We start from the raw sequence: 22961 nt of genomic DNA on the forward strand, positions 1-22961 counted from the left end.
ACGCATTGCTTGACTTTTCTGGCCAACAATATATCGTACTAGTACGCTAGTACACGCTTATTAACCGGCCTTGACCATGCCCACAAACGAACACTACCAGGCTGAGCTCATTCGTCACCTGCTCGCCATCGACTCGCCGGACGCAATGGATGAGGCGCTGGCCAGCCTGCTGACTCCTGCAGAGTACCAAGAAATCAGTAAACGCCTACAGATTTTTAAAATGCTGCAGGAAGGCGTGCCCCACCGCAAAATTGCCGAAACCCTGGGCGTGGGCATTGCTACGGTTTCACGGGGCTCCCGCGCCTTAGCAACGTTACCTTCTTCAACATCGCCACCTTCTTCACGGAATGATCCATCATGACCACTGCCAATACACAGGCCGCATCAGGCCCGCAGCCTTTTACGCTGCCACGCAAACCTCACTATGTGACCTTGGCGGCGGACTGCGACTTCTTTGCGCTATTTCAAAAAATCGAACGCCAATTTGCGACCTGCTACATGCTGGAGTCCCTGGGCGAAGACAGCCATATGGCGCGCCATTCGATCATTGGCTTTGATCCCGAGTACACGCTTTACGCCAACGGCAACACGCTGACCATCGAAGACCGCAAAGGCAACGCCAATCACTACCCCAGCGATAATCCCTATGAGCTGCTGCGCAGCTTGATCCCGCAGAATATTATTTCCCGCAAATATGCCGGTGGATTAAGTGGCTATCTTGGCTACGACGCCATGCAGTATTTCGAGCCATCGCTAACGCTCAAAGCCAGCGACGATTTCGATACCTTCCGCTTTGGGCTCTACAAAGATGGTCTGATCCTCGACAAAATGACCGGGGAAGTCACCTACTTCTACTACGACAACAGCCGCTACGACTTTTTGCAGACGCTGATCAATGCAGACGATGAGCCAGCAGGCCCGCTGCAAATCACCGCGCTGGGCGACACCATGAGCCAGGCAGAGCACGCCGAGGCGGTGGCCAAGGTAAAGCAGGATATTATCGACGGTAAGGTGTTCCAGTGTGAAGTCGGCTTTAAAAAGCGTTTTCGTATTAAAGGCGATACCTTGGCGCTCTACGACCAGCTACGCACCATTAACCCTTCGCCGCAGATGTACTACGTCAAATTTGGCGAACAGAAGCTGATTGGCGCCAGCCCCGAGCTTCTGTTCCGGCTGCGCCAAGGGGAAATGGAAACCTTCCCCCTGGCGGGCACCACGCTGCGTGGCCAAACGCCCCAGGAGGATACCCAGCTCGCCCGGGCGCTGCTCAACGACCCCAAAGAGATCGCCGAACACAATATGATTGTGGATCTACACCGCAACGATATTGGCCGGGTGGCCCAGTTCGGCACCGTCAAAGTGCGCAGCCTGATGGATATTAAGCGTTTCAGCCACGTTCAGCATATCTCCAGCGAGATCGTCGGCATTATCGCCGAAGGCGAAGATATGTTTACCGCGCTGGCCAGCAACTTCCCTGCAGGCACACTCACCGGCGCCCCCAAGATTGAGGCGATGAAAATTATCGACGACCTGGAAACCGACGGGCGCGGCCCCTACGGGGGTGCGGTGGGCCAGTTCTCGTTTAACGGCGACTGCACCTTTGCCATTCCCATTCGTACGGTATTCGTCAACGGCGAGCGCGCTTACGTGCAAACCTGCGGCGGCAACGTGTATGACAGTAACGCCGAAGATGAATACGAAGAGATTCGCCGCAAGTTTGCCGGCACCCGCAAGGCCTTGACCCCCTTTATGAGCACGGAAACGGAGAGCCCCGCATGAAGGTGCTGATCATCGACAACTACGACTCCTTCACCTATAACCTCTACCAGTTTATTGGTGAGATTCTGACCACGGAGAAAAATCGCGGCGGGCTGGCCAATTTCGAGATACTCGTTAAACGCAATAATCAAATCGATTTTAACGCCATCGAAGCCATGGCGCCGGATCGCATTATCATATCCCCCGGCCCCGGCTCGCCGGATGACCCACACTACTTTGGCGTGTGCGCTGAGGTGATCGAAAAACTGGGTAAGACCACGCCGCTGCTAGGCGTTTGCCTGGGCATGCAGGGCATTGTGCACGTATTCGGCGGCAAGGTGGTGAAAGCGCCGCTACCCATGCACGGCAAAATTAGCCCGATCAATCATAATAACCATTCGGTGTTTAATGGCGTACCCGACCAGCTTGAGGTAATGCGCTATCACTCACTGATTGCCGATGCGGCCACCCTGCCCGAGTGCCTGGAAGTAACCGCCACCGTAGGTGCCCTGGAAGCTGCTAATTTCGAACAGCGCAGCCGCTGGCAGTCAATGGGTGAGTTTGAGCTGATGGGCGTTAAACATCGGGAGTACCCGATTCACGGTATCCAGTTTCATCCAGAGTCTTTCGCTACCGAAGGCGGCAAAGAGTTGATTGCTAACTTTCTGTTTGCGTCTAAAGTTTGAGGCATTGGAATGATCATATCCGTACTGCCCAAGGAGGTGCGATGAATGAGCTACTCGATCCCACCAACGACTACGTCTTCAAGCGTCTGTTTGCCGAAGCTCCTGATCTATTAGTGGATTTGATCAACGACCTGCGCCCTGACTTACCTGACATTGAGTCGGTGGAAATACTCAATCCGACGATTGAGCCGTCAGAGCTGAACGGCAAGTACATCATACTCGATGTACTTGCACGCGATGGCGAAGGCCACTGCTATAATGTAGAAATACAAGTGCGTCGCTACGGTGCTTGGCACAAGCGTGGGTTGTTTTACCTAGCCCGTATGTTGGGAAATCAGCTCGGCGCGGGCGAGGATTACCAAACGCTTAATGCTACGGTAGGTTTACATCTTCTCGACTTTGACTTGTTCACCGCAACGAACGCAGAACGACAGCAGGCAATGTGGCGGTTTGAGATGCGCGACGAGCAGCAGCCGAATGTATCGCTGGGGAACATTCTGCAGATGAACCTGATCGAACTAAACAAGGCGGATCGTCTTGGGGGATCGGAAGGCCCGCTGCGCGCCTGGATCACCTTCTTTAAGCATTGGCAGGAGGAGCTTACCATGGCCAATATTGCCCACGAGCCGGTTAAGAAAGCGATGAGCCGGATCCGCGAGCTGAGCGCCGACGAAGAGACTCGCCGTTTGGCGCTTGTGCGGGAACGGGCGCTGCGGGATGAGGTTTCGTTTTTGAATGAAGCTAAGCAAGAAGGTCGACTAGAAGGTTTTTCAGGGCTGCTGCGTATTCAGTTAGCCTCAAAATTTGGTGAGTTACCTTTGTGGGTAGAGGCAAAGCTTGACGCGGCAACCGATGAGCAGCTTAGCACCTGGGGAACTCGAATGCTGACAGCCAAATCTCTCGACGAGCTGTTTAAGCCCTAAATACACGGCAACTGTTGGCTCGGCCACTTGGCACTGAGCAGGTGATAGGCATGGTTGCCAAACATGAATACATCTACCTGCTATGACGAATAGCCTAGGTAAAACAGCAAGCCCCACAAACCCGCTAAATTCACTGCTACCGTAACCCAGTAAACCAATCGAAAAGCGGTTTTCTGGGTTTTATGCCGCAGCCGCTGCTGGGCCAGTAGCGCGCCCGGCCAACCGCCCAACACCCCAAGCAAATGTAGCGACTTCTCGCTTACCCGACGGCGGTTTTTAATCGCCGCTTTTTTATCGATGGCATAGGTCACGTAAGCGAGAATACTGACCACAGCGTAAAAAGCGACGATTGGGATCACAGTGGAGACTCTTGAAGGATGAGGTGTTGAATGCTATTTGCGTCGCGGTGAAGGCTTGCCGCCCGCCGCCGGTTTACCGCGGCCTTTACCCACTGGCTTACCTTTCGCGCCAAGCTTGCTTTTAGCGCCCGGCTTACCGGGGGCTTTGCCTTTGGAGTGCGGCTTACCAGAAGCAGCGCCTTTCGGGCCGGTACTGACTTTTCCGCTGGCGGCTTTTTTACCTTTGGGAAGGGGTTTAGCGTCGGCGGCTTTGGCCGGTTTCTGACGCCCTTTAGCGGCGGGCGGCTTTGCTCTGCCTGCGCTGTAGTTGGGTCTTTCAGGTTTAGGTTTGCTTTTCTTCTCTGGGGCAGCCTCTGAGCGTTCAGTCAGGGCGATAATGGTCTCGATCTCTTTGGCGGTGAGATCGCGCCAATCGCCCAGGGCTAAGCCTTTAAGCGGCACATTCATAATCCGCGTGCGAATCAGCTGGGTGACCTCATAGCCAAAGTATTCGCACATACGGCGAATTTGCCGATTGAGCCCCTGCACCAAGGTAATGGTGAACACAAAGGTGGACTCTTTTTGCACCTTGCAGCGCTTGGTCACCTTACCCAGAATCGGCACGCCGCTCTGCATGCCGTCGATAAACTCGTCGGTAATCGGCTTGTTCACCGTCACCTGGTACTCTTTTTCGTGGTTGTTATTGGCGCGCAGAATCTTATTAACCAGATCGCCGTTATTGGTTAAAAAGATCAGCCCCTGGGAGTCTTTATCGAGCCGCCCAATAGGAAATATCCGCGTGCCATGTTTTACAAACTCAACGATATTGTCCTTTTCGCTGGACTCGGTGGTACTCACAATGCCCACCGGTTTGTTCAGCGCGATCAGCACCAGATCCTCCTCTTCCTGAGGCTCGATCTCCTGACCGTTGACCTTAACCAGATCCCCCGCCACCACTTGATCGCCAGTAGCGGCGCGGCGGCCATTAATCCACACGTTGCCCTGCTCCACAAAGCGGTCGGCCTCGCGGCGCGAACACATGCCACTTTCGCTAATGTACTTATTGATCCGGGTAGATTTTCGCAACGACATATAACGCCATAGGGCTAAAAGGGAATAAATATACGCTTAAAAAGAGGAGCCGGGCTGCTTTAGAAAGTCCAGCTCCTCGTCGCTAGAGGCCCGCCCCAGCAATGCATTGCGGTGCGGATAACGCCCGTAACGATCAATAATCGCCTTGTGGCGTACTTCAAAATCGAGATTATTCTCTAACCCCGGCTGGTCAAACAGCTGCATCGCCAGCTCATGAATGACCACAGACTCGCTATGCATATAGGGCATATACAAAAACGCCCGCTGCACGCTGGAAAGCGGAGCATCGGCTCCAACGGCCACTGCCTCTTGGGCCAGCGCCAGCGCTAAGGTATCGGTGGCAAAGGCGCGGGCGTCGTCGCGGTAGATATTACGCGAGAACTGATCCAGCACAATGATCTCCGCGAGCCGCCCTTCGGCTGTTTGCCGCCAAGCGTAGCACTCGCACTGTGCGGCTTGGGCATGCAACGCGCCAAACTGCTGCGAGATTGTACGATCCAACTCAGCGTCTTTTTTAAACCACTGAGCCGGCGTCAATTCCTCAAACCAAAAATCGAGTACTGCTTGAGCATCTGAGAGCATTGACGCCTCCTCCTTAGAGTAATTAAAAAAACCAGCCCGTACTACCTAGCCCGTATTACGTAGACCCGCCGCAATTCCCGCCATGGTGACCATGAGTGCGCGGGAAAGATCGGCGCTAATCGCCCCATCGGCATCACGATTACGCTGCAGCAGCTCCGCCTGCAAACCGTGCAGCGGATCAATGTAGGGGTTGCGAACATCGATCGCCTGGCGAATCAGCGGCGTGTTCTCCAGCAGCTTCTCCTGCTGAAGAATATCCAGCACGGCTTCTTCCAACGACGCGAAGCGCTGGCGTAATTGTTTACCCAACGCCTTCAACGAGGGCTCGTCGACTAAGCGGTGCTCGTAGTAAGCGGCAATCGCTACGTCAGCTTTAGCCAGCAGCATCTCAAGCATGTCCAGGTAGGTGCCGAAGAAGGGCCACTCATTGCGCATCTCTTGCAGCACATCACGGCCACCGGGCTGTTCCAAGCGCCGCGAGAAGGCTTCGCCGCTGCCCAGCCATGCGGGCAGCATCAGGCGAATCTGCGTCCAGGCGAAAATCCATGGAATGGCGCGCAGGGTTTCGACCCCGCCATCCTGACGCCGCTTGGTGGGGCGTGAGCCCAACGGCAGCCTGCCCAATGCGCCTTCTGGTGTGACCGCGCGGAAATAAGGCACAAAGTCCGGGTCTTCCCGCACTACGCCTACGTAAGCCGCGTGCGCCACCTTGGCGAGCTGATCCATCTCCTCGCGCCAGTGGGGTTCTGGTGTGCGTGGAGGCAATAGCGTGGCCTCCAGTACTGCACAGGCGTAGATCTCCATGGAACGAAGGGCAATATCGGGTTGGCCAAACTTGAAGCGAATCATCTCGCCCTGCTCAGTAACCCTGAGGCTGCCGTTTACCGAACCAGGGGGCTGGGAGAGTATCGCCGCATGGGCCGGACCACCACCGCGGCCGACGGTGCCGCCGCGGCCGTGGAACAGGGTTAAATCGACGCCGTGTCGATTACACACATTCACCAGCGACTCCTGTGCACGGTACTGCGCCCAGGCAGCGGCCAGCTGGCCGGCATCTTTTGCCGAGTCAGAGTAGCCAATCATGACCTCCTGACGGTCATCGATCAGCGAGCGATAGCCAGGAATTGAGAGCAGTTTATCGACAACGTCGCCTGCGTGATCCAGGTCGTTAAGGGTTTCAAATAGCGGCGCAATCGGTAGCGTTACCTGTCCCCCAACCTCTTTCATCAGCAGTGCGACGGTGAGCACGTCTGAGGGCTCAGCGGCCATGGAGATAATGTACGTTCCCAGCGCTTCAGAATGCTCCTGGGCGATGACTTTGAAGGTGTCCAGCACCTCCCGGGACTCGGCGGAGCACTCCCAACGGCGAGGAATCAGCGGGCGGCGCGAGGAAAGCTCGGCGAGCAGAAACTCTTGGCGCTGAGCCTCGTCCCATTCGCGGTAGTGGCCAAGGCCCAGCGTGCTGGTCAGCTCTTCTATCACCTGGGCATGGCGGCTGGCTTCTTGGCGTAGGTCGAGCTTGGTCAGCGTGACGCCAAACACGGCTACCCGGCGCAGGGTGTCCAGCAGTGCGCCATTGGCGATGGTGTCGAGACCTACATCGCACAGCGAGCGGTAGCAGGCGAGCAGTGGCGAATAGAGCTGATCGCGGGTTTCGATAATCGGCCCGCCGTCGTAGTTGCGCCCTTCCAGTTCGGCCTTGGCCCAATCCCGGGTCGACTCCATCCTCGCAAGCAACCGCTTGAGCACTTCGCGGTAAGGCTCAGCGACATCGCCCGCTTCGGCTTTGAGCGCACTATTGGCCTTCCACATGGAGAGCTCGGTTTTGAGCTGCTCAAGATCGCGCAGATAGAGATCGGCGGCCATCCAGCGGCCCAGTAGCAATACTTCGCGGGTCACCCGTGCGGTAACGTTGGGGTTACCGTCCCGGTCCCCCCCCATCCAGGAGGCGTAGCGAATCGGTGCGGCGTCCAGGGGCAGGCGCTCGCCAGCGGTATCCAGCAGCAGATTATCCAGATCGCGGTGGAAGTCAGGCACCGCCTGCCACAGCGAGTTTTCGATCACTGCAAAGCCCCATTTGGCTTCGTCTACCGGGGTGGGCCGCTCGTGGCGAATCTCGTCGGTGTGCCACGCCTGACTAATCAGCTCTTCCAGGCGCCCCTGGGCGCGGGTGCCACGCTCAGGGTAGTCATCAGAGCTCTCAATAGCGGTTAGGCACTCATCAATGGCGTCATATTTTTGGATCAAGGTGCGGCGGATAACTTCCGTGGGGTGCGCGGTGAGCACCAGTTCTACGCGCATATTGGCGAGGGCCTCAACCAGATTACGCGGTGAGTTGCCCGCCTGCTGGGCGCGCTCAAGCAGCTCCCCCAACACCGGCTGGGAACCGGGTTTGTAGTCCTCTACCCGGCGAAAGCGTGCCCGATAGTGCTGTTCGGCAATATTGGCGAGGTTTAAAAACTGGTTAAAGGCTCGGGTGACCGGCAGCAGGTCGCTCTCGGGGAGCTCACGCAGATACTCGATCAACTCGCGCTGTTGCAGCGAGTCGCCCTGGCGCCCGCGCTTGGCGTGGGCGCGGATGGTTTCAATTTTATCGACAAATGCTTGGCCCAAATCATCGGCAATGGTGCGCCCCAGGCTGTCGCCCAGAATACGCACGTTATCGCGCAGAGATTCGTGTAGGTCGTGACTCATTGGCATGGCCTCCTTGCAGGGGTCGCATAATTATTAAATCAGGGATGGGTAGGTTGTTTTTCTTCTGCTTTCGCCGCCTGCCAGTGGGCTTCCATCTCGTCTAGAGAAGCCTCCGTCAATGGCCGCTGGGCAGCGCTCAGCTCGCGCTCAACAAAACGAAAACGGCGCTCGAACTTGGCATTGGTAGCGCGCAGGCACTGCTCCGGGTCGGCATTCAGCGTGCGGGCAAGGTTGGTGACCGCAAACAACAAATCGCCGACTTCTTCCTGGGCGTGCTGCTGGTCGCCAGCGGCAAGCGCTTCTTCGACCTCGGCCAACTCTTCACGAATTTTGTCAATCACACCGCGGGCATCGGGCCACTCAAAGCCTACCCGCGCGGCGCGTTTAGACAGCTTGGCAGCGCGGCTTAGCGCAGGTAGCGTGCGCGGTACATCGTCGAGCACAGAGGGCGCCTCATCGGCCCTTTCAGCACGCTTCCTTTTCTCACGTTCTTCGGCTTTCAACGACTCCCAGCGGCTGTTGACCTGCTGGGTTTGCACTTCCTCGGCGCTCACCCCCGGCGGGCGGCGCGAGCCAAGGGTGCCCTCCGGAAATACGTGGGGATGGCGACGCAACATCTTGGCGGTCAGGGTATCGACGATATCAGCAAAGTCGAAGCGCTGCTCTTCGGCGCCGAACTGGGCGTAGTAAACCACTTGAAAGAGCAGATCGCCCAGCTCGCCGGGTAGTTCGTCAAAAGCGCGTCGCTCGATGGCATCGGCGACTTCATAAGCCTCTTCCAGGGTGTGGGGAACAATGCTGTCCCAATCCTGCTGGAGATCCCAAGGGCAGCCCTGCTCCTGGTTACGCAGCACCTGCATGAGCGTCAGCAGGTCGTCGATACCATGGCGCATTATGCTCCTCCCTTGCGGATATTTTGTTCCGGGTCGGCGTTACGCAAACGGCGCACTTCGGTAACGTTAGGCAACTGCTGGATACGCGAGAACAGCCGCCCCAGGGACTCCAGACCGTCGACTTCCAGCGTGATACGCAGCCGGGCAATGCCCTCATCAGTATCGGTGAGCGTGTTCACCGCCAGCACGTTAACTTTTTCATTACCCAGTAAACCAGTGACATCACGCAATAGACCGGAACGGTCCCAGGCCTGAATCTCGATGGTCACCGGGTAGCGGGTTTGGGCGCGCTCGCCCCACTCCACTTCGATAATGCGCTGGGGTTCGTCCAGGCGCAATTGCAGAATATTGCTGCAATCCTGACGGTGAACAGTAACGCCGCGCCCCTGGGTAATAAAGCCGATAATCGGCTCACCGGGCACCGGGCGGCAGCAGTTGGCCATACTGGTTTTCAGGTTGCCGACACCCAGCACGGTAATATCGCTTTTGGTGGCTTTGCTGGATTGGCGTTTTGGCTTGGCGAGTAGGCGGTCGAGCTGCTCTTGGTCGTCACTTTCGCCAAACAGCTGCTGGGCCTGGTGTAGCACTTGCCCAATGCGCAGGTCACCGGCGCCAATGGCGGCGTACATATCATCAGCATTGAGGTAGTTAACCGCTTTGGCCAGTTTGGGCAGATCAAGGCCCTCGACGTCCAGACGGCGCATTTCACGGTCAAACAGCACGCGTCCTTCGTCCAGATTTTGATCCCGCGCCTGATGTTTAAACCACGCCTGGATTTTGGCCCGCGCCCGAGAGGTGCGCACATAGCCCAGGCTGGGGTTTAACCAGTCGCGACTCGGCCCGCCTTTGGTAGCAGTAAGAATTTCTATTTGCTGGCCGGTTTTAAGCTTGTAGGTGAGCGGTACGATGCGGCCATTAATCTTGGCGCCTCGGCAGCGGTGGCCAATTTCGGTATGCACCCGGTAGGCGAAATCGATCGGTGTAGCAATCCGCGGCAAATCGATCACATGACCGTCGGGGGTAAATACATAGATACGGTCAGGTGCCACATCGCTAGAGAGCCCTTCGCGAAGATCGCCAAAGCCGCCCACTTCGTCCTGCCACTCTAATACCTGACGCAGCCAGGCAATTTTCTCTTCGTAGCTACGGCTTTTGGCGTTGGTGTCGTGGCCTTTGTAGCGCCAGTGGGCGCACACGCCCAGCTCCGCTTCGTCGTGCATGGCGAAGGTGCGAATTTGAATTTCGAGCACCTTGTTTTCTGGCCCCATCACAGCGGTATGCAGCGACTGGTAGCCGTTCTTTTTGGGGTTGGCGATGTAGTCGTCAAATTCGTTGGGCACATGGTGCCAACGCGAGTGAATAATGCCCAGTACGGTGTAGCAGTCGGCTACTTCTGGCACCAGGATACGCACCGCACGTACGTCGTGTACCTGGGAAAAATCGATCCGCTTACGCTTCATTTTGCGCCAGATCGAGTAGATATGTTTGGCCCGACCATCCACGTCATAGCGGTGGATGTGCTGGGCTTCCATCAAAGCCTTGATGGTTTCGACGACATCGTGGATGTAGCGGTCGCGGTCAAGACGCTTCTCCGCCAGCAGCTTGGCTATCGCTTTGTACTCGTCTTCGTGTAAATAACGAAACGATAGGTCTTCCAGCTCCCACTTAAGCTGACCGATGCCCAGGCGGTGAGCCAGCGGTGCGTAAATATCGGCGACTTCCCTGGCCACCTGTAAACTTTTTTCCCGGGGAGCGTCTTTTACCTGGCGCAGGGCACAGGTTCGCTCGGCAATTTTGATCAGCGCTACCCGCACATCGCCGACCATATTAACCAGCATCTTGCGCAGGTTTTCCTGCTGATTGTGTTGGCCCATACCATGGTCAGGCGCCAGCGGATAGCTGATAGCGGCCATTTGCAGCACGCCATCAATCAGGCTGGCCACTTCTTCGCCAAAGCGCTTTGACACCGACTCAAGGCTCAGCAGTTCTTCACGCACCGCGCGGTAGAGAACGGCGGCCTCCAGCGTCGCTTGATCGAGCTTTAATTCGCCAAGAATATCGGCCATTTCCAGGCCCATACGAAAGCTAGAACCTGGCGACAGCCATACGCGATGGGTACGCGGTGCCTCAAGCTCTAACTGCTCAGCGAGTTCACAGGCCTCGACTAAACGTTCAGGCTCAGGTAGGCGCACATCCTCCTGCAGGCGCGTTAACCACTGCTGTATGTCCACCTTTCCGCTTGCGGTTAGCGGCTGGTCTTCACGCACTTTCACCATGACAATCACTTATCCTTTCAGGAAGACGGTCTCTACACGGCCGTCACCGTGGCTTGATGCGATGGGGCAACCCTAGCCCGCAACGTTTAACATCAGCTTTTAACATCAGTTTCAAACAGCATCAGCGTTTCCATATGTGCAGTGTGAAGGAACATATCCGCCACTGCTACTTGCTTGACCCGGTAACCTGCATGCACAAGATGTGCCGCATCCCGGGCAAGCGTCGCTGGATCACAGGAAATATAGACCACCCTGGGCACAGGGTGCTGCGCCAGCGCCTGACAAATGACTTCAGCGCCACTACGCGGCGGGTCGAGCACCAGCGCGTCACTATCGCCGTGGTCGTTTAACAGCTCCTTAACGCTGACAGTGCTGTTTAAATCGGCCTGCTGGCCGCTAACCATTAGCTGGTTACGCTTGGCATTAATGGCAATGCGCGCCACCATGGCGGGGTTACCCTCCACCGCATGCACCTCAGCTCCCGCGGCCGCGATGGGCAGGCTGAAATTACCGATACCGGCAAACAGGTCGAGTAGCTTTTGTCCTAACTTAGGCGCTAACCACTGGATCACCTGAGCGACCATTTGCTGATTAACCTGGGCGTTGACCTGTAAAAAGTCCCCCGGCGCAAAACTTAAACTCAGCGGTGGCTGGCCGTTAACGGTTAACGACTCTTCTAGCGTCGGCGGTGCGCCATGCCAGTGCAGTGTGGGCGATTCACGCCCCAACCAAGTGCCCAGCGCGACTGCCTGCTGCTTTGCAAAGGCTTGCCAGCGTTCGGCGTCGTTACCATGCTCCTTTAACTGACGCACCAACACCACCGGTGTTGCAGGCGTTGCCAGCAGTTCGATATGACCTACCTGTCGCGGGGCCTCCAGGGTTTCCAGCAGCTCGCGCAGGGGCGTTAGCAACTGCTGCAGGGGATTCACCAATACCGGGCAGCGTTCGATATCCACCAGGCGGTGGCTGTGGGCAGCGCGAAAACCAAGCCGCGTATTACCCTGGCTATCGACTTTGACGCCCAACCGCGCACGGCGACGGTAGCCTTGATCATCCCCCTGAATCGAGGCGATCTGATCCAGCGTGATGCCTTGACGCGCAAAGAGGTCGCGCACTACTTCGCGCTTATGGGCACGCTGGGCATCGATATTTAAATGCTGCAAATCGCAACCACCGCAGTGGCCAAAATGCGGGCACGGCGGGGTAACGCGCTGCTCCGACGTCGTCAGCAATGACTTGATATGCGCTTCATCAAAGCGCTTGCGGGTGAGGTGAACGGCTACTTCCACCTGTTCACCGGGCAGCGCCTGATCAACAAACACGGTTTTACCGTTGGCAGCGTGGGCAACGCCGCGGCCATCGTGGGCCAAGCGTTCAATCACCAGGGGCGATGTATCATCCGTCGCCGTAGGCCGCGTTTTGCCGCCTGGCGTACCCGCTAGCCCAGAATGACCTGACGCAGGCCTGGGCGGCCGCCGTTTTCCCAACATGGCCATGGTTATACTCCTGGGGCAAAAAGGCCAGTGGAGAGATAGCGATCACCACGGTCACAGACAATAAACACAATCACTGCATTTTCGGTTTGCTCAGCGATGCGCAGCGCACCGGCGAGGCTGCCACCCGACGACACCCCGGCCAGAATACCCTCTTCGCGCGCCAGACGTCGCATGTGCTCTTCAGCTTCCTGTTGGCCAATATCCAGGGTGACATCCACCCGCGGTGCCTCAAAAATAGCCGGCAGGTAAGCTTGTGGCCAGCGGCGGATACCGGGAATACTCGCGCCATCGGCAGGCTGCAAGCCGACAATTTGAATGGCTGGATTTTGCTCTTTCAAATAGCGTGACACGCCCATAATGGTACCCGTGGTACCCATGGAGCTAACGAAGTGAGTCACCTCGCCGCCCGTCTGTTGCCATACCTCCGGGCCGGTGGTGCGGTAGTGCGCCAGGGGGTTATCCGGGTTGGCGAACTGATTGAGCGGCTTCCCCTCGCCTCTGGCAATCATGCCATCTGCGATATCCCGAGCCTCCTCCATGCCCCCGGATTTGCTGGCAGAAATTAATTTAGCCCCAAAAGCTGCCATCGCCTGTTTACGCTCATCGGAGGCGTTTTCCGGCATTATCAGCACCATCTGGTAGCCTTTAATCGCCGCCGCCATGGCGAGCGCAATCCCGGTATTGCCTGAAGTCGCCTCAATCAGCGTATCGCCAGGGGTAATATCGCCCCGCGCTTCTGCTTCATTAATCATGGAGAGCGCGGGGCGGTCTTTGACCGACCCGGCAGGATTATTGCCTTCGAGCTTGGCCAACAGTGTATTGTTACGTCCAGCGCTAATGCGCTTCAGGCGTACCAGGGGCGTGTTACCAACCACATCTTCTAACGTGGGATAGCCCTTGAGATCGTTCTTGAGATAGCCCTTGAGATCATTCATGAATGTTCCTTATCGTCACCGTTATGCTGCATTATATCGGTGCTGCCTTGGACTGGACAGGCAACCTTATTGAATCAACGAGCTTCTTTTCATGTCATTGAATACCCGTCTTCTATTTGCCTTACTCGGTTTTCCACTCCTGGTGTACGCCCTGATGGCGGTAATGCTGGTCATATTGAGTGATACGCAAGCGCGCGCGGCCCACCAAGAGCGTTTAGTCAGCGTCGGCGAGTTGCTGGCCCCAAGTCTTGCTAATGCGGTCGAAACGGCTGATATCCAGCGCTTGGAGACCTTGGGCCGCCAACTGCTCAATATGCAAGGGCTGCGTACGGTTGCGCTCTTTAATCAACAAGGCAATCGTCTTTTATTAATGGGTCAATCCAACCCACCACCGCTAACCGCCCCCGCTGATCAGCAATTGATTAAGGAGCAAGAGGCTTGGCGACTGCGTTTGCCGCTAAGCACTCCCCAGACTAATGCCAGCCAAGCAGACAATAGCAGCGTTGGTTGGCTAGATATCGAAATGGACACCCGGGCATTAACCCTAGGACGCTATAAACTGATCGCCAGTCTAAGCTTAGGCGGCATGCTACTTGGCCTACTGCTGTTTTTAGTTGCGTTTGCCATCAGCCGCTATGCCACCCGCCCTATCGAGGAAGCCAACCAGGCCCTTTATCGGCTATCCCGCGGTGACTATCGGCTACGTCTGGCGCCCTCAAATGCAACCGAGCTTCACCACTTAAGTAGCTATATCAACGCCCTGGCCGAGCACTTTCAGCAGGCCCAGCGGGATATGCAAACGCAAATTAAGCAGGCCACCAGCGAGCTGCAAGAGTCAATGGAAACCATTGAGGAGCAGAATATCAAGCTCGATTTGGCTCACCGGAGCTCTCTGCGAGCTAACGCCGTGAAGTCTGAATTTTTAGCCAATATGAGCCATGAGATTCGCACGCCGCTAAACGGCATTATCGGCTTCTGCCGGTTACTGGGCCGTTCGTCGCTGGATACACGACAGCAGGAGTGGCTGCAGCATGTCCACCGCGCTTGCGACAATCTGCTGATACTGGTTAACGATGTACTCGACTTTTCCAAGCTTGAAGCCAATCGCCTCACCCTGGAAGAGACGGATATCGATATCGTCGCCCTGGTCGACGAAGTGGTGGGGCTGCACGCCCCAGAAGCCCAACGCAAGCAGCTGCACTTGGTGGCCATGGTGTATGACGACGTACCCACACCACTGACCGGCGACCCGCTGCGCATTCATCAGGTGTTGAATAACTTAATTGGCAATGCGCTCAAGTTCACTCATGAAGGCGACGTGATTGTGCGCGTCATGCTGGACAACCTGGAAGGCCAGCATGTGGTGCTCAATCTCAGCGTCAGTGACACGGGGATTGGCCTAAGCGAGGCCCATCAGGAAGCACTGTTTAGCGCCTTTTCTCAAGCAGAGCCCAGCCATTCGCGGCAATTTGGTGGCAGCGGCCTTGGCCTTACTATCTGCAGACAATTGATTGAGCGCATGGGCGGAGAGATTGGCGTCGAAAGCGAGCTGGGCAAAGGCACGACGTTCTCCTTTACACTGCCCATGCTGGCTCATAAAGCCATCGAACGGCCAGCGGAAATCAGCCTTGCCAATCCGACTATTCGTTTATATGAGACTCACGCACCAACCCGGCACGTACTCGAGCATTTACTGCAGCGCTGGGAAGCACAGCCGATCACCTTTGATGCCTCTGAGCCAGCACAGTTACTCATATTAGGCTTGGAGCACAGCGACTTTAGCCCCGAATGGCACGCCCATTGGCAAACGGTGATTGATCAAACGCCCTGCCCCACACTCATTTTAGCCAATGGCAACAGCTTTGATCTGCCGCCGCTGCACTTAACCCATGGCGGCGAGACGCTCTACAAACCCTTTTCCCGCGCTCAGTTGGTGACATCCCTCCAGCAGCTACTATTATTACCTGCATTTACGTCGCCTAACACCGAACAGGAACAGCTAGCGCTTCCAGCCGCGACTCCGCCACTCAAACTACTGATTGTCGACGATAATGCGCCGAACAGGGAGCTGCTCAAAAGCATGCTTGAGACCCCTGCTCTGCATGTCACCACGCTAGAAAGCGGCCATCAGGCGCTTGAGTTCGCCCGCACCCATAATGTTGACATGGTGTTAATGGACATTCGCATGCCGCGGATGGATGGCGTCCAGACCACCCAGGCGCTGCGCCGAATCAGTAGCACCTGGGCCCGCTGCCCGATTATTGCCGTCACCGCCCATGTGCTTAGCAGCGAACGCCAGCGGTGGCTCGCGGAAGGCCTTGATGACGTGCTGATAAAACCGATTGATGAGGAACAGCTAGAACAGTTGCTAAAGCGCTTTTTGGGGGTTACCCAAGGGCTAACCGCCAGCAACCCTGCAACGCCCGACTCTCAGCGCGATAGCAAAACCACCAAGCCACGCTTCAGCCACACGGCACCCGCTAAGCTACCTGTCGTTGATCTTGAGATTGGCGCGCGCCTAGCGGGGGGAAAAGAGGACTTGGCGCGAGAGCAGCTCAAACGCTTGATCGACAGTTTGGATGAAAGCGAACAGCATATGCGCACCGCTTTTAGCCAACAACACTTGCCCACACTGCTCGACTGGGTACATGGACTTAATGGCGCCAGCCGTTACTGCGGCGCGCCGGAGTTAGCTCTGCTGGTCGAGGCCCTGGAAACCCGCCTTCGTACCAGCGGTTTAGACCATGTTGAGGGACTATTGGAAGAGCTATACCAAGCAATGGCGCGGCTACGTGCGCACCGCCCACAGCTACTTAGACATTAAATGACAGGACATTAAATTACCGTCTATTAAATTATTGGGGCGCTAAGTAAATCGAGCACCCAGTAATCCTTAACATTAATCTTGAAATTAGCGCTCAAGCACCACAAAAGCCACCGCGTACTCAGCTTCATCGCTCAAGGTCACATGGCTGTTGATCACACCTGCGGCTTGCAACAGCCGTTCGGCTTCGCCGCTGAGCAGGAAATAGGGCTTACCCAAGGCATCGTTCAGCACCTGAATATCACTCCACTGCAATCCCTGGCGCAGGCCTAGCCCCAGGGCTTTTACAAAGGCCTCCTTGGCAGCAAAGCGTTTGGCCAGAAACGCCGCGGGCTGGGATTTCTGCAGCCAAAGGGTCTGCTCATCGGGGCCTAAAATACGCTGGGCAAAGCGTGGGCCGTGCCGCTGCATGGCCCGCGTAAAACGCTCAACGCGGGCAATATCAGAACCGATTCCCACGATCATCGCCTAAACAACCTCTCAATAGAAAACCGCTGATTAATGCCCGCAGCAGCCATTATGAATATGCTCAGCGTGGTCTGCATGGTCATGGTCGTGCTCATGATCGTGGGCATCTAAGGCCGCCATTAACCCTGCCTCTTGGCCAGCGACGATCAAGCGCTTCATCTCCTGCACGGCCTCTTTCAGGCCAACAAACAGCGCACGGGCGATAATGGCATGGCCAATATTGAGTTCGTTAACGCCCGGCAGCGCCGCAATCGCTTCCACGTTGTGATAGTGCAAGCCGTGGCCAGCGTTAACCACCAAGCCTAGTGAGATAGCGTGAGTCGCAGCGGTGGTTAAGCGATGATACTCCGCATTGGCGGCATCGCTGCCGGAACGCGCTTCGGCGTAAGCCCCGGTGTGCAGTTCAATCGTCGGCGCTCCGGCGCGCTGAGCAGCGTCAATCTGCTCAATATCAGGGTCGATAAACAAGGATACGTCGCAACCCGCCGCGCTCAACCGCTGACAGGCGCTGGCAATGGCGTCAAAACCGCCAACGACATCCAGACCGCCTTCGGTGGTCAGCTCTTCACGTTTTTCCGGCACTAAACAGACATGCGCGGGGCGAACGTCTTCAGCCAGGGCCAGCATATCTTCAGTGACGGCCATTTCCAGGTTCATGCGCGTGTTAAGCACTTCCGCCAGAATGCGTACATCCCGGGGCTGGATATGCCGCCGGTCTTCACGCAAATGCACCGTAATGCCATCGGCGCCCGCCTCTTCAGCGACTAAAGCCGCCTGTACGGGATCGGGATAGCGAGTATCTCGGGCTTGGCGAAGTGTCGCGATGTGATCAATATTGACGCCTAACAGTATCCGAGGGGGGTGCATGATGCCTCCAACGCAGCAATAAGATAAGAGTTTGTGAACAAGGACATTCAAAAAATCAGGGGCGGTGGCGGCGCCGGGCTAAATCAAGCATCAGTTCTCGCGAACGTAACACGGTGGAGCCAAGGTGAGGGGCCAGCGCCGCTCGTGTCACTGCCTTCAATGCATTGGCAAGCCCTTCATGTTGCCAATCCCCCTGCTCGATATAGCGCAACGTGCGACCATCCAAACCGCGATCTGCAGGCAAAAAAGAGCGCGACACGGCATCAAAGCGGTAGCGAAGCTGAGGATCTAAAACGCTACCGTCGGGTGTTGTAAACTGTGGCGTTGCTTCAAGCGCTTCCAACAACGCCCACTCATAGCGACGCAGCGACAATGCGCGTTCCGCGGGCGCTGGGAGTGCTTCGAGTAACGCGGTGTAAAACGCGAAAACGTCAGGCGCTGGCAGCTCTAATGGCAGTAGTCGGGTGGCAATCTCATTGGCGTAGAGCCCACATAACAGACCTTCCCCGGCCAGCAGCGCCGTCTGGCCGCGGGACTCCATTAGCGTGAGCCGCTTTAGATCACGGCTGCCTTGCCAGGTCACAAACAGCGGTGTAAACGGCTGCAGACGCTGGCGTGATTTTGAGCCAGGCCGCTGGCCTCCATGAGCAACCGCCCTCACCCTACCGTAATCAAGCGTTAATAGGTCCACCAGCGCACTGGTTTCACGATAAGGCCGGCGATGAAGTAAAAAAGCCGGCTCTGGCGCCATCGTTACCTTCAATCGAGGTCGTAACCCAAGCTTTTCAAGGCGCGCTCGTCATCCGACCAACCACGTTTTACTTTCACCCATAAATTGAGCATCACCTTGGTGCCCAGAGCGCGCTCCATATCCAGGCGCGCCTCGCGGCCTATGCTTTTGAGGCGGTCGCCGTTTTCACCAATCAAAATGACCTTTTGCCCCTGGCGCTCGACCAGGATCAAGGCGCTGATATGAGTCACACGCTCAGTCTCGCGAAACTCTTCAATTTCGACGGTCATCTGGTAAGGGAGCTCATCGCCCAACTGGCGCATGACTTTTTCACGCACCAGCTCCGCGGCCATAAAGCGCAGGCTTTTATCGGTAATTTGGTCTTCGGGGAAGAAGTGGACGCTTTCGGGCAGGTGTTTGGCCACCTCCTCTTCCAGGGTATCTACCTGGGTACCGTGCTTCGCTGAAATCGGCACGATGGCGGCGAAGTCACGGCGAGCGCCGACATCCGCTAGCCAAGGCAGCAAATCGCCCTTTTCGCCTAACCGATCGACTTTATTGACCGCCAGAATTATCGGCGCCTTAACGTGTTCAAGGCGCTTCAACACCGCCTGGTCCTCTTCTGTCCAACGGGTGCGGTCAATAATAAAGACCACACAATCGACATCGCGCAGCGCCTGGGTGGCCGCCTGGTTCATAAAGCGGTTAATGGCTTTATTACGATCCTTGGACATGATGTGCATGCCCGGCGTATCCACATAGATAAACTGTGTTTCATCAACTGTTTTAATACCCATGACCTGGTGGCGCGTGGTTTGCGGCCGCCGTGAGGTAATCGATATCTTCTGCCCCAGAATACGGTTCATGAGGGTTGATTTGCCCACGTTGGGTCGGCCAACAATGGCAACGAATCCGCAGGTTTGGCTCATGATTTATCTCCAGGGCTTTTTTCGAGGTACGACAGCGCTTCTTCTGCCGCTTGCTGTTCAGCATGGCGGCGGCTAGGGCCTTTACCGGTGGTATGCTCGGCCAACAGGTCAATGTAGCACTCCACGGTAAAGGTCTGGGCATGCGCCTCGCCCTTGACGCAGACAACTTCATACCGCGGCAACGCCGCTTGGCGTGACTGCAAAAATTCTTGCAGTCGTGTTTTGGGATCTTTTTGAGTATCTTGCAAAGAGATATTACCCAGTCTTTCTGCGTACCAATCCAACACCCGGTCGCGCACCACATACATCCCGGCGTCCAGATAGATACCACCAATAATGGCTTCTACCGCATCCGCCAGGATCGATTCACGCCGATGCCCGCCGCTTTTCATCTCACCAGAGCCTAGCCGCAAGCATTCACCGAACTCCATTTCCCGGGCTAATTCTGCCAGGGTTTGCCCCTTCACCAACCGCGCACGCAGGCGCGAAAGCTGCCCTTCACGAGCTTGGGGGAACCGCTGAAATAGCGCTTCAGCGATCACAAAGTTGACGATGGAGTCACCCAGAAACTCCAGGCGCTCATTGTTACGACCACCGAAGCTACGGTGGGTCAAGGCCAATTCCAATAGCGTATCATCGCTAAAGGTATGGCCGATTCGTCGGCAAAAAGCGTTCAAGGAATTACTCACAGCTCTCCTACGTCATTGACGTTAACTAAAGTGACATAACTGACTAAATTCAGCCTAAGCAGCATCTTCATTCAATGTGCCGCACGCTGGTGAAACTTGGCAATCCGCCATCCCAATGCATCCATACCGCAAACGCACGACCAACAATATTCTCTTCCGGCACGAAGCCCCAGTAGCGGCTGTCGTTGGAGTGGTCACGGTTGTCCCCCATCATGAAATAGTGCCCTTCAGGGACTTCCACTTCACGCATTTGTGGGCCGGGGGCGCGAGGGTTGTTATAAATGAAGTGCTCAGCGTCGCCAAGCTGTTCTTCTAACAGCAGCTCCTGTGGCGAACCATCTGGTCCCTCTTCGATCAACTCTTTGGCAACCGGTTCACCGTTAACGTAAAGCTGCTTGCCTTCGTAGCGAATACGATCCCCTGGTATGCCAACCACTCGCTTGATGAAATTTACCGAGGGCTCTTCCGGAAAACGGAACACCATCACATCACCCCGCTCAGGATCATCGACTTCGATAAAGCGGGTGTTGACTACCGGCAGGCGTAGGCCGTAGGCAAACTTGTTGACCAGGATAAAGTCACCCACTTCAAGCGTTGGCCGCATTGAACCCGAAGGAATCTGAAAGGGCTCAATGATAAAGCTACGCACCACCAGCACCACTAACAGCACCGGAAAAAACGAGCGCGCATAATCGACCGGCCAAGGCTCTTTCAGCAGCTTTTCGCTGGTAGCTGGATCCAGACCTTCCGGGGCCTTGGCCTCCGCAGCGGCGAAGCGTTGGCGGCGTTTGGGCTTTAGTAGCCACACGTCCAACAGGTAAATAGCGCCCGAGAGCGCAACGGCAAGTACCAGCAGTAATGAAAAATCCATGAGTGGCGTTCTTTCCTAGTCGTTAACCTTGAGCACAGCAAGGAAGGCATCCTGGGGAATTTCCACGCGCCCCACTTGTTTCATGCGCTTCTTACCCGCTTTCTGTTTCTCGAGCAGTTTTTTCTTACGGCTGACATCGCCGCCGTAACACTTGGCCGTCACGTTTTTGCGCAGCGCCTTGACGGTGGAGCGCGCCACCACTTGGCCCCCGATAGCTGCTTGAATAGCCACATCAAACATCTGCCGCGGGATCAGTTCTTGCATTTTTTCCACTAATAAACGACCACGATGGTGGGCGTGATCACGATGGATAATCACCGCCAGCGCATCGACCTTGTCGCCGTTGATCAACACATCAAGACGCACCAGCTTGGCCATCTCAAATCGCTCAAAGTTATATTCAAGCGAAGCGTAACCCTTGGAGATCGATTTCAAGCGGTCAAAGAAGTCCATGACCACTTCGGACATGGGCAGCTCGTAGGCCAACTGAATCTGGTTACCCAGGAACTGCATATCCAGCTGTGTGCCACGGCGCTGCTCGCACTCGGTGATCACGTTGCCCACGTACTCCTGAGGAACCAGAATGCTGGCGCGTACCACAGGCTCGCGCATTTCATCTACGTCGGCCATGTCAGGTAGCTTAGAGGGGTTGGAGACGTAGGTGATGTCGCCATTTTTCATCGCCAGCTCATAGACAACCGTTGGCGCGGTGGTAAGCAGATCAATATCATACTCACGCTCCAAGCGCTCCTGGACGATCTCCATATGCAGCGTGCCCAAAAAGCCTACACGGAAGCCAAAGCCCAGGGCATCGGAGTTTTCCGGCTCGTAGGCAAGCGAAGCATCGTTAAGCGCCAGCTTTTCAAGCGCATCACGGAAGTCTTCGTAATCATCCGCACTGACCGGGAACATACCGGCATAAACCTGCGGTTTTACTTTTTGGAAACCAGGCAGTCGCGCGACATCTGGCGTTTTGGTATGGGTAATGGTGTCGCCCACCGGTGCGCCGTGAATCTCTTTGATACCGGCGACAATAAAACCGACTTCACCGGCCCGCAGAATACCTGTCTGCTTACGCTGTGGGGTGAAAATCCCCACCTCAGTGGTGCCCCAATCGCGGCCCGTCGATTTAATACGGATCTTATCGCCTTTGCGCAGCGTGCCATCAAACAGGCGCACTAACGAGACAACGCCAAGGTAGTTATCAAACCAGGAATCGATAATGAGTGCTTGCAGCGGCGCTTCCGGGTCGCCCTTGGGCGGCGGAATATCGCGCACCAAGCGCTCTAGCAAGGCATCAATGCCCAAGCCACTTTTGGCCGAGACCTGGCAGGCGTCGGTGGCATCCAGGCCGATAATCTCTTCAATCTCCTGGGAAACCTTGTCGCAATCCGCCTGAGGCAAATCAATTTTGTTGAGTACCGGCAGAACTTCTAGTCCCTGTTCGATAGCGGTATAACAGTTGGCCACTGATTGAGCTTCTACCCCTTGTGCGGCATCGACAACCAGCAACGCCCCTTCGCAGGCGTAGAGCGAACGCGACACTTCATAAGAGAAGTCAACATGCCCAGGCGTATCGATAAAGTTCAGCTGGTAAACCTGGCCGTCTGCAGCGGTGTAATCCAGCGTGACCGACTGCGCCTTAATCGTGATGCCTCTCTCGCGCTCGATATCCATGGAGTCGAGCACTTGCTCTTTAAGCTCACGCTCGGTTAATCCTTCGCAGGTCTGGATCAGACGATCTGAGAGCGTAGACTTGCCATGGTCGATGTGGGCGATAATAGAGAAATTACGTATGTGCTTAAGCTTTCCGTTGGGAACGTCTTGGGACATCGAGTCTGTTCTGCCTTAGTGGTACGCAAGCGGCCCTACTAGCAGGCCGCTTCGAGAGTTCAAAGCTCGAAAACAGC

General features: G+C 56.1%; 20 protein-coding genes. 5 read left to right on the forward strand and 15 right to left on the reverse strand.

Going from position 1 to position 22961, the window contains the following annotated elements:
- The first annotated feature begins 76 nt into the window (after positions 1-76).
- Genes ACT3UM_RS17435 through ACT3UM_RS17450 form a run of 4 tightly spaced genes read left to right on the forward strand, consistent with a single transcriptional unit; the run spans position 77 to position 3367 of the window.
- Positions 77-361, forward strand: coding sequence for a Trp family transcriptional regulator (locus tag ACT3UM_RS17435; RefSeq protein WP_498900871.1), 285 nt, complete (start codon positions 77-79; stop codon positions 359-361).
- A complete protein-coding gene (locus ACT3UM_RS17440) occupies positions 358-1779 on the forward strand; it encodes an anthranilate synthase component I family protein (RefSeq protein ID WP_498900873.1) in 1422 nt (473 codons plus the stop codon). The genes ACT3UM_RS17435 and ACT3UM_RS17440 overlap by 4 nt, the downstream gene beginning before the upstream one ends.
- A complete protein-coding gene (locus ACT3UM_RS17445) occupies positions 1776-2444 on the forward strand; it encodes an anthranilate synthase component II (RefSeq protein ID WP_498900875.1) in 669 nt (222 codons plus the stop codon). The genes ACT3UM_RS17440 and ACT3UM_RS17445 overlap by 4 nt, the downstream gene beginning before the upstream one ends.
- A gap of 41 nt (positions 2445-2485) precedes the next feature.
- Positions 2486-3367, forward strand: a complete 882-nt coding sequence (locus ACT3UM_RS17450) for an Rpn family recombination-promoting nuclease/putative transposase (RefSeq protein ID WP_498900877.1) — start codon at positions 2486-2488, stop codon at positions 3365-3367.
- Between the two features lie 80 nt (positions 3368-3447).
- Here the strand turns inward: ACT3UM_RS17450 and ACT3UM_RS17455 are convergent, their stop codons facing one another.
- From ACT3UM_RS17455 to cysM, 8 genes are all read right to left on the reverse strand, one after another.
- The gene (locus ACT3UM_RS17455; RefSeq protein WP_498900879.1) at positions 3448-3726 is read right to left on the reverse strand and encodes a DUF1294 domain-containing protein; all 279 of its coding nucleotides are present in this window, start codon (positions 3724-3726) and stop codon (positions 3448-3450) included.
- Positions 3727-3759: 33 nt separating this feature from the next.
- Complete coding sequence (rluF, locus tag ACT3UM_RS17460; protein ID WP_498900881.1) at positions 3760-4797, reverse strand: 23S rRNA pseudouridine(2604) synthase RluF; 1038 nt, start codon at positions 4795-4797, stop codon at positions 3760-3762.
- Between the two features lie 36 nt (positions 4798-4833).
- Complete coding sequence (locus tag ACT3UM_RS17465; protein WP_498900883.1) at positions 4834-5379, reverse strand: DUF924 family protein; 546 nt, start codon at positions 5377-5379, stop codon at positions 4834-4836.
- A 45-nt stretch (positions 5380-5424) separates the two neighbouring features.
- On the reverse strand, positions 5425-8073 hold the full coding sequence (gene ppc / locus ACT3UM_RS17470) for a phosphoenolpyruvate carboxylase (RefSeq protein WP_498900885.1): 2649 nt from the start codon (positions 8071-8073) through the stop codon (positions 5425-5427).
- A gap of 38 nt (positions 8074-8111) precedes the next feature.
- Positions 8112-8966, reverse strand: coding sequence for a nucleoside triphosphate pyrophosphohydrolase (gene mazG, locus ACT3UM_RS17475; RefSeq protein WP_498900887.1), 855 nt, complete (start codon positions 8964-8966; stop codon positions 8112-8114).
- The gene (gene relA / locus ACT3UM_RS17480) at positions 8966-11242 is read right to left on the reverse strand and encodes a GTP diphosphokinase (protein WP_498900889.1); all 2277 of its coding nucleotides are present in this window, start codon (positions 11240-11242) and stop codon (positions 8966-8968) included. The genes mazG and relA overlap by 1 nt, the downstream gene beginning before the upstream one ends.
- Before the next feature lie 92 nt (positions 11243-11334).
- On the reverse strand, positions 11335-12738 hold the full coding sequence (gene rlmD / locus ACT3UM_RS17485) for a 23S rRNA (uracil(1939)-C(5))-methyltransferase RlmD (protein WP_498900891.1): 1404 nt from the start codon (positions 12736-12738) through the stop codon (positions 11335-11337).
- A 2-nt stretch (positions 12739-12740) separates the two neighbouring features.
- Positions 12741-13673, reverse strand: a complete 933-nt coding sequence (gene cysM, locus ACT3UM_RS17490) for a cysteine synthase CysM (RefSeq protein ID WP_498900893.1) — start codon at positions 13671-13673, stop codon at positions 12741-12743.
- 91 nt (positions 13674-13764) lie between these two features.
- Here cysM and ACT3UM_RS17495 point away from each other — a divergent pair, with 91 nt between their 5' ends.
- Positions 13765-16497 carry an ATP-binding protein gene (locus ACT3UM_RS17495; protein WP_498900895.1) on the forward strand — a complete coding sequence of 911 codons (2733 nt, stop codon included), beginning with the start codon at positions 13765-13767 and terminating at the stop codon, positions 16495-16497.
- 87 nt (positions 16498-16584) lie between these two features.
- Here ACT3UM_RS17495 and acpS read toward each other — a convergent pair whose 3' ends face one another.
- The 7 genes from acpS to lepA form a co-directional block, all read right to left on the reverse strand.
- The gene (gene acpS, locus ACT3UM_RS17500; RefSeq protein WP_035578627.1) at positions 16585-16962 is read right to left on the reverse strand and encodes a holo-ACP synthase; all 378 of its coding nucleotides are present in this window, start codon (positions 16960-16962) and stop codon (positions 16585-16587) included.
- A 33-nt stretch (positions 16963-16995) separates the two neighbouring features.
- Positions 16996-17832 (reverse strand): pyridoxine 5'-phosphate synthase, encoded by an 837-nt coding sequence (gene pdxJ / locus ACT3UM_RS17505; protein WP_498900898.1) that lies wholly within the window; start codon positions 17830-17832, stop codon positions 16996-16998.
- 55 nt (positions 17833-17887) lie between these two features.
- Positions 17888-18583, reverse strand: a complete 696-nt coding sequence (gene recO, locus ACT3UM_RS17510) for a DNA repair protein RecO (protein ID WP_498900899.1) — start codon at positions 18581-18583, stop codon at positions 17888-17890.
- Between the two features lie 8 nt (positions 18584-18591).
- A complete protein-coding gene (gene era, locus ACT3UM_RS17515; protein WP_240716589.1) occupies positions 18592-19491 on the reverse strand; it encodes a GTPase Era in 900 nt (299 codons plus the stop codon).
- A complete protein-coding gene (gene rnc, locus ACT3UM_RS17520) occupies positions 19488-20180 on the reverse strand; it encodes a ribonuclease III (protein ID WP_498900902.1) in 693 nt (230 codons plus the stop codon). The genes era and rnc overlap by 4 nt, the downstream gene beginning before the upstream one ends.
- 67 nt (positions 20181-20247) lie before the next feature.
- Positions 20248-21051: a signal peptidase I gene (gene lepB, locus ACT3UM_RS17525; protein ID WP_498900904.1), complete on the reverse strand. Its 804-nt coding sequence runs from the start codon at positions 21049-21051 to the stop codon at positions 20248-20250.
- Between the two features lie 15 nt (positions 21052-21066).
- On the reverse strand, positions 21067-22884 hold the full coding sequence (gene lepA, locus ACT3UM_RS17530) for a translation elongation factor 4 (RefSeq protein WP_498900906.1): 1818 nt from the start codon (positions 22882-22884) through the stop codon (positions 21067-21069).
- Positions 22885-22961: the final 77 nt, after the last annotated feature.

The sequence above is a fragment of the Halomonas sp. AOP13-D3-9 genome (genome assembly GCF_052379125.1).
Taxonomy (GTDB): Bacteria; Pseudomonadota; Gammaproteobacteria; order Pseudomonadales; family Halomonadaceae; genus Vreelandella.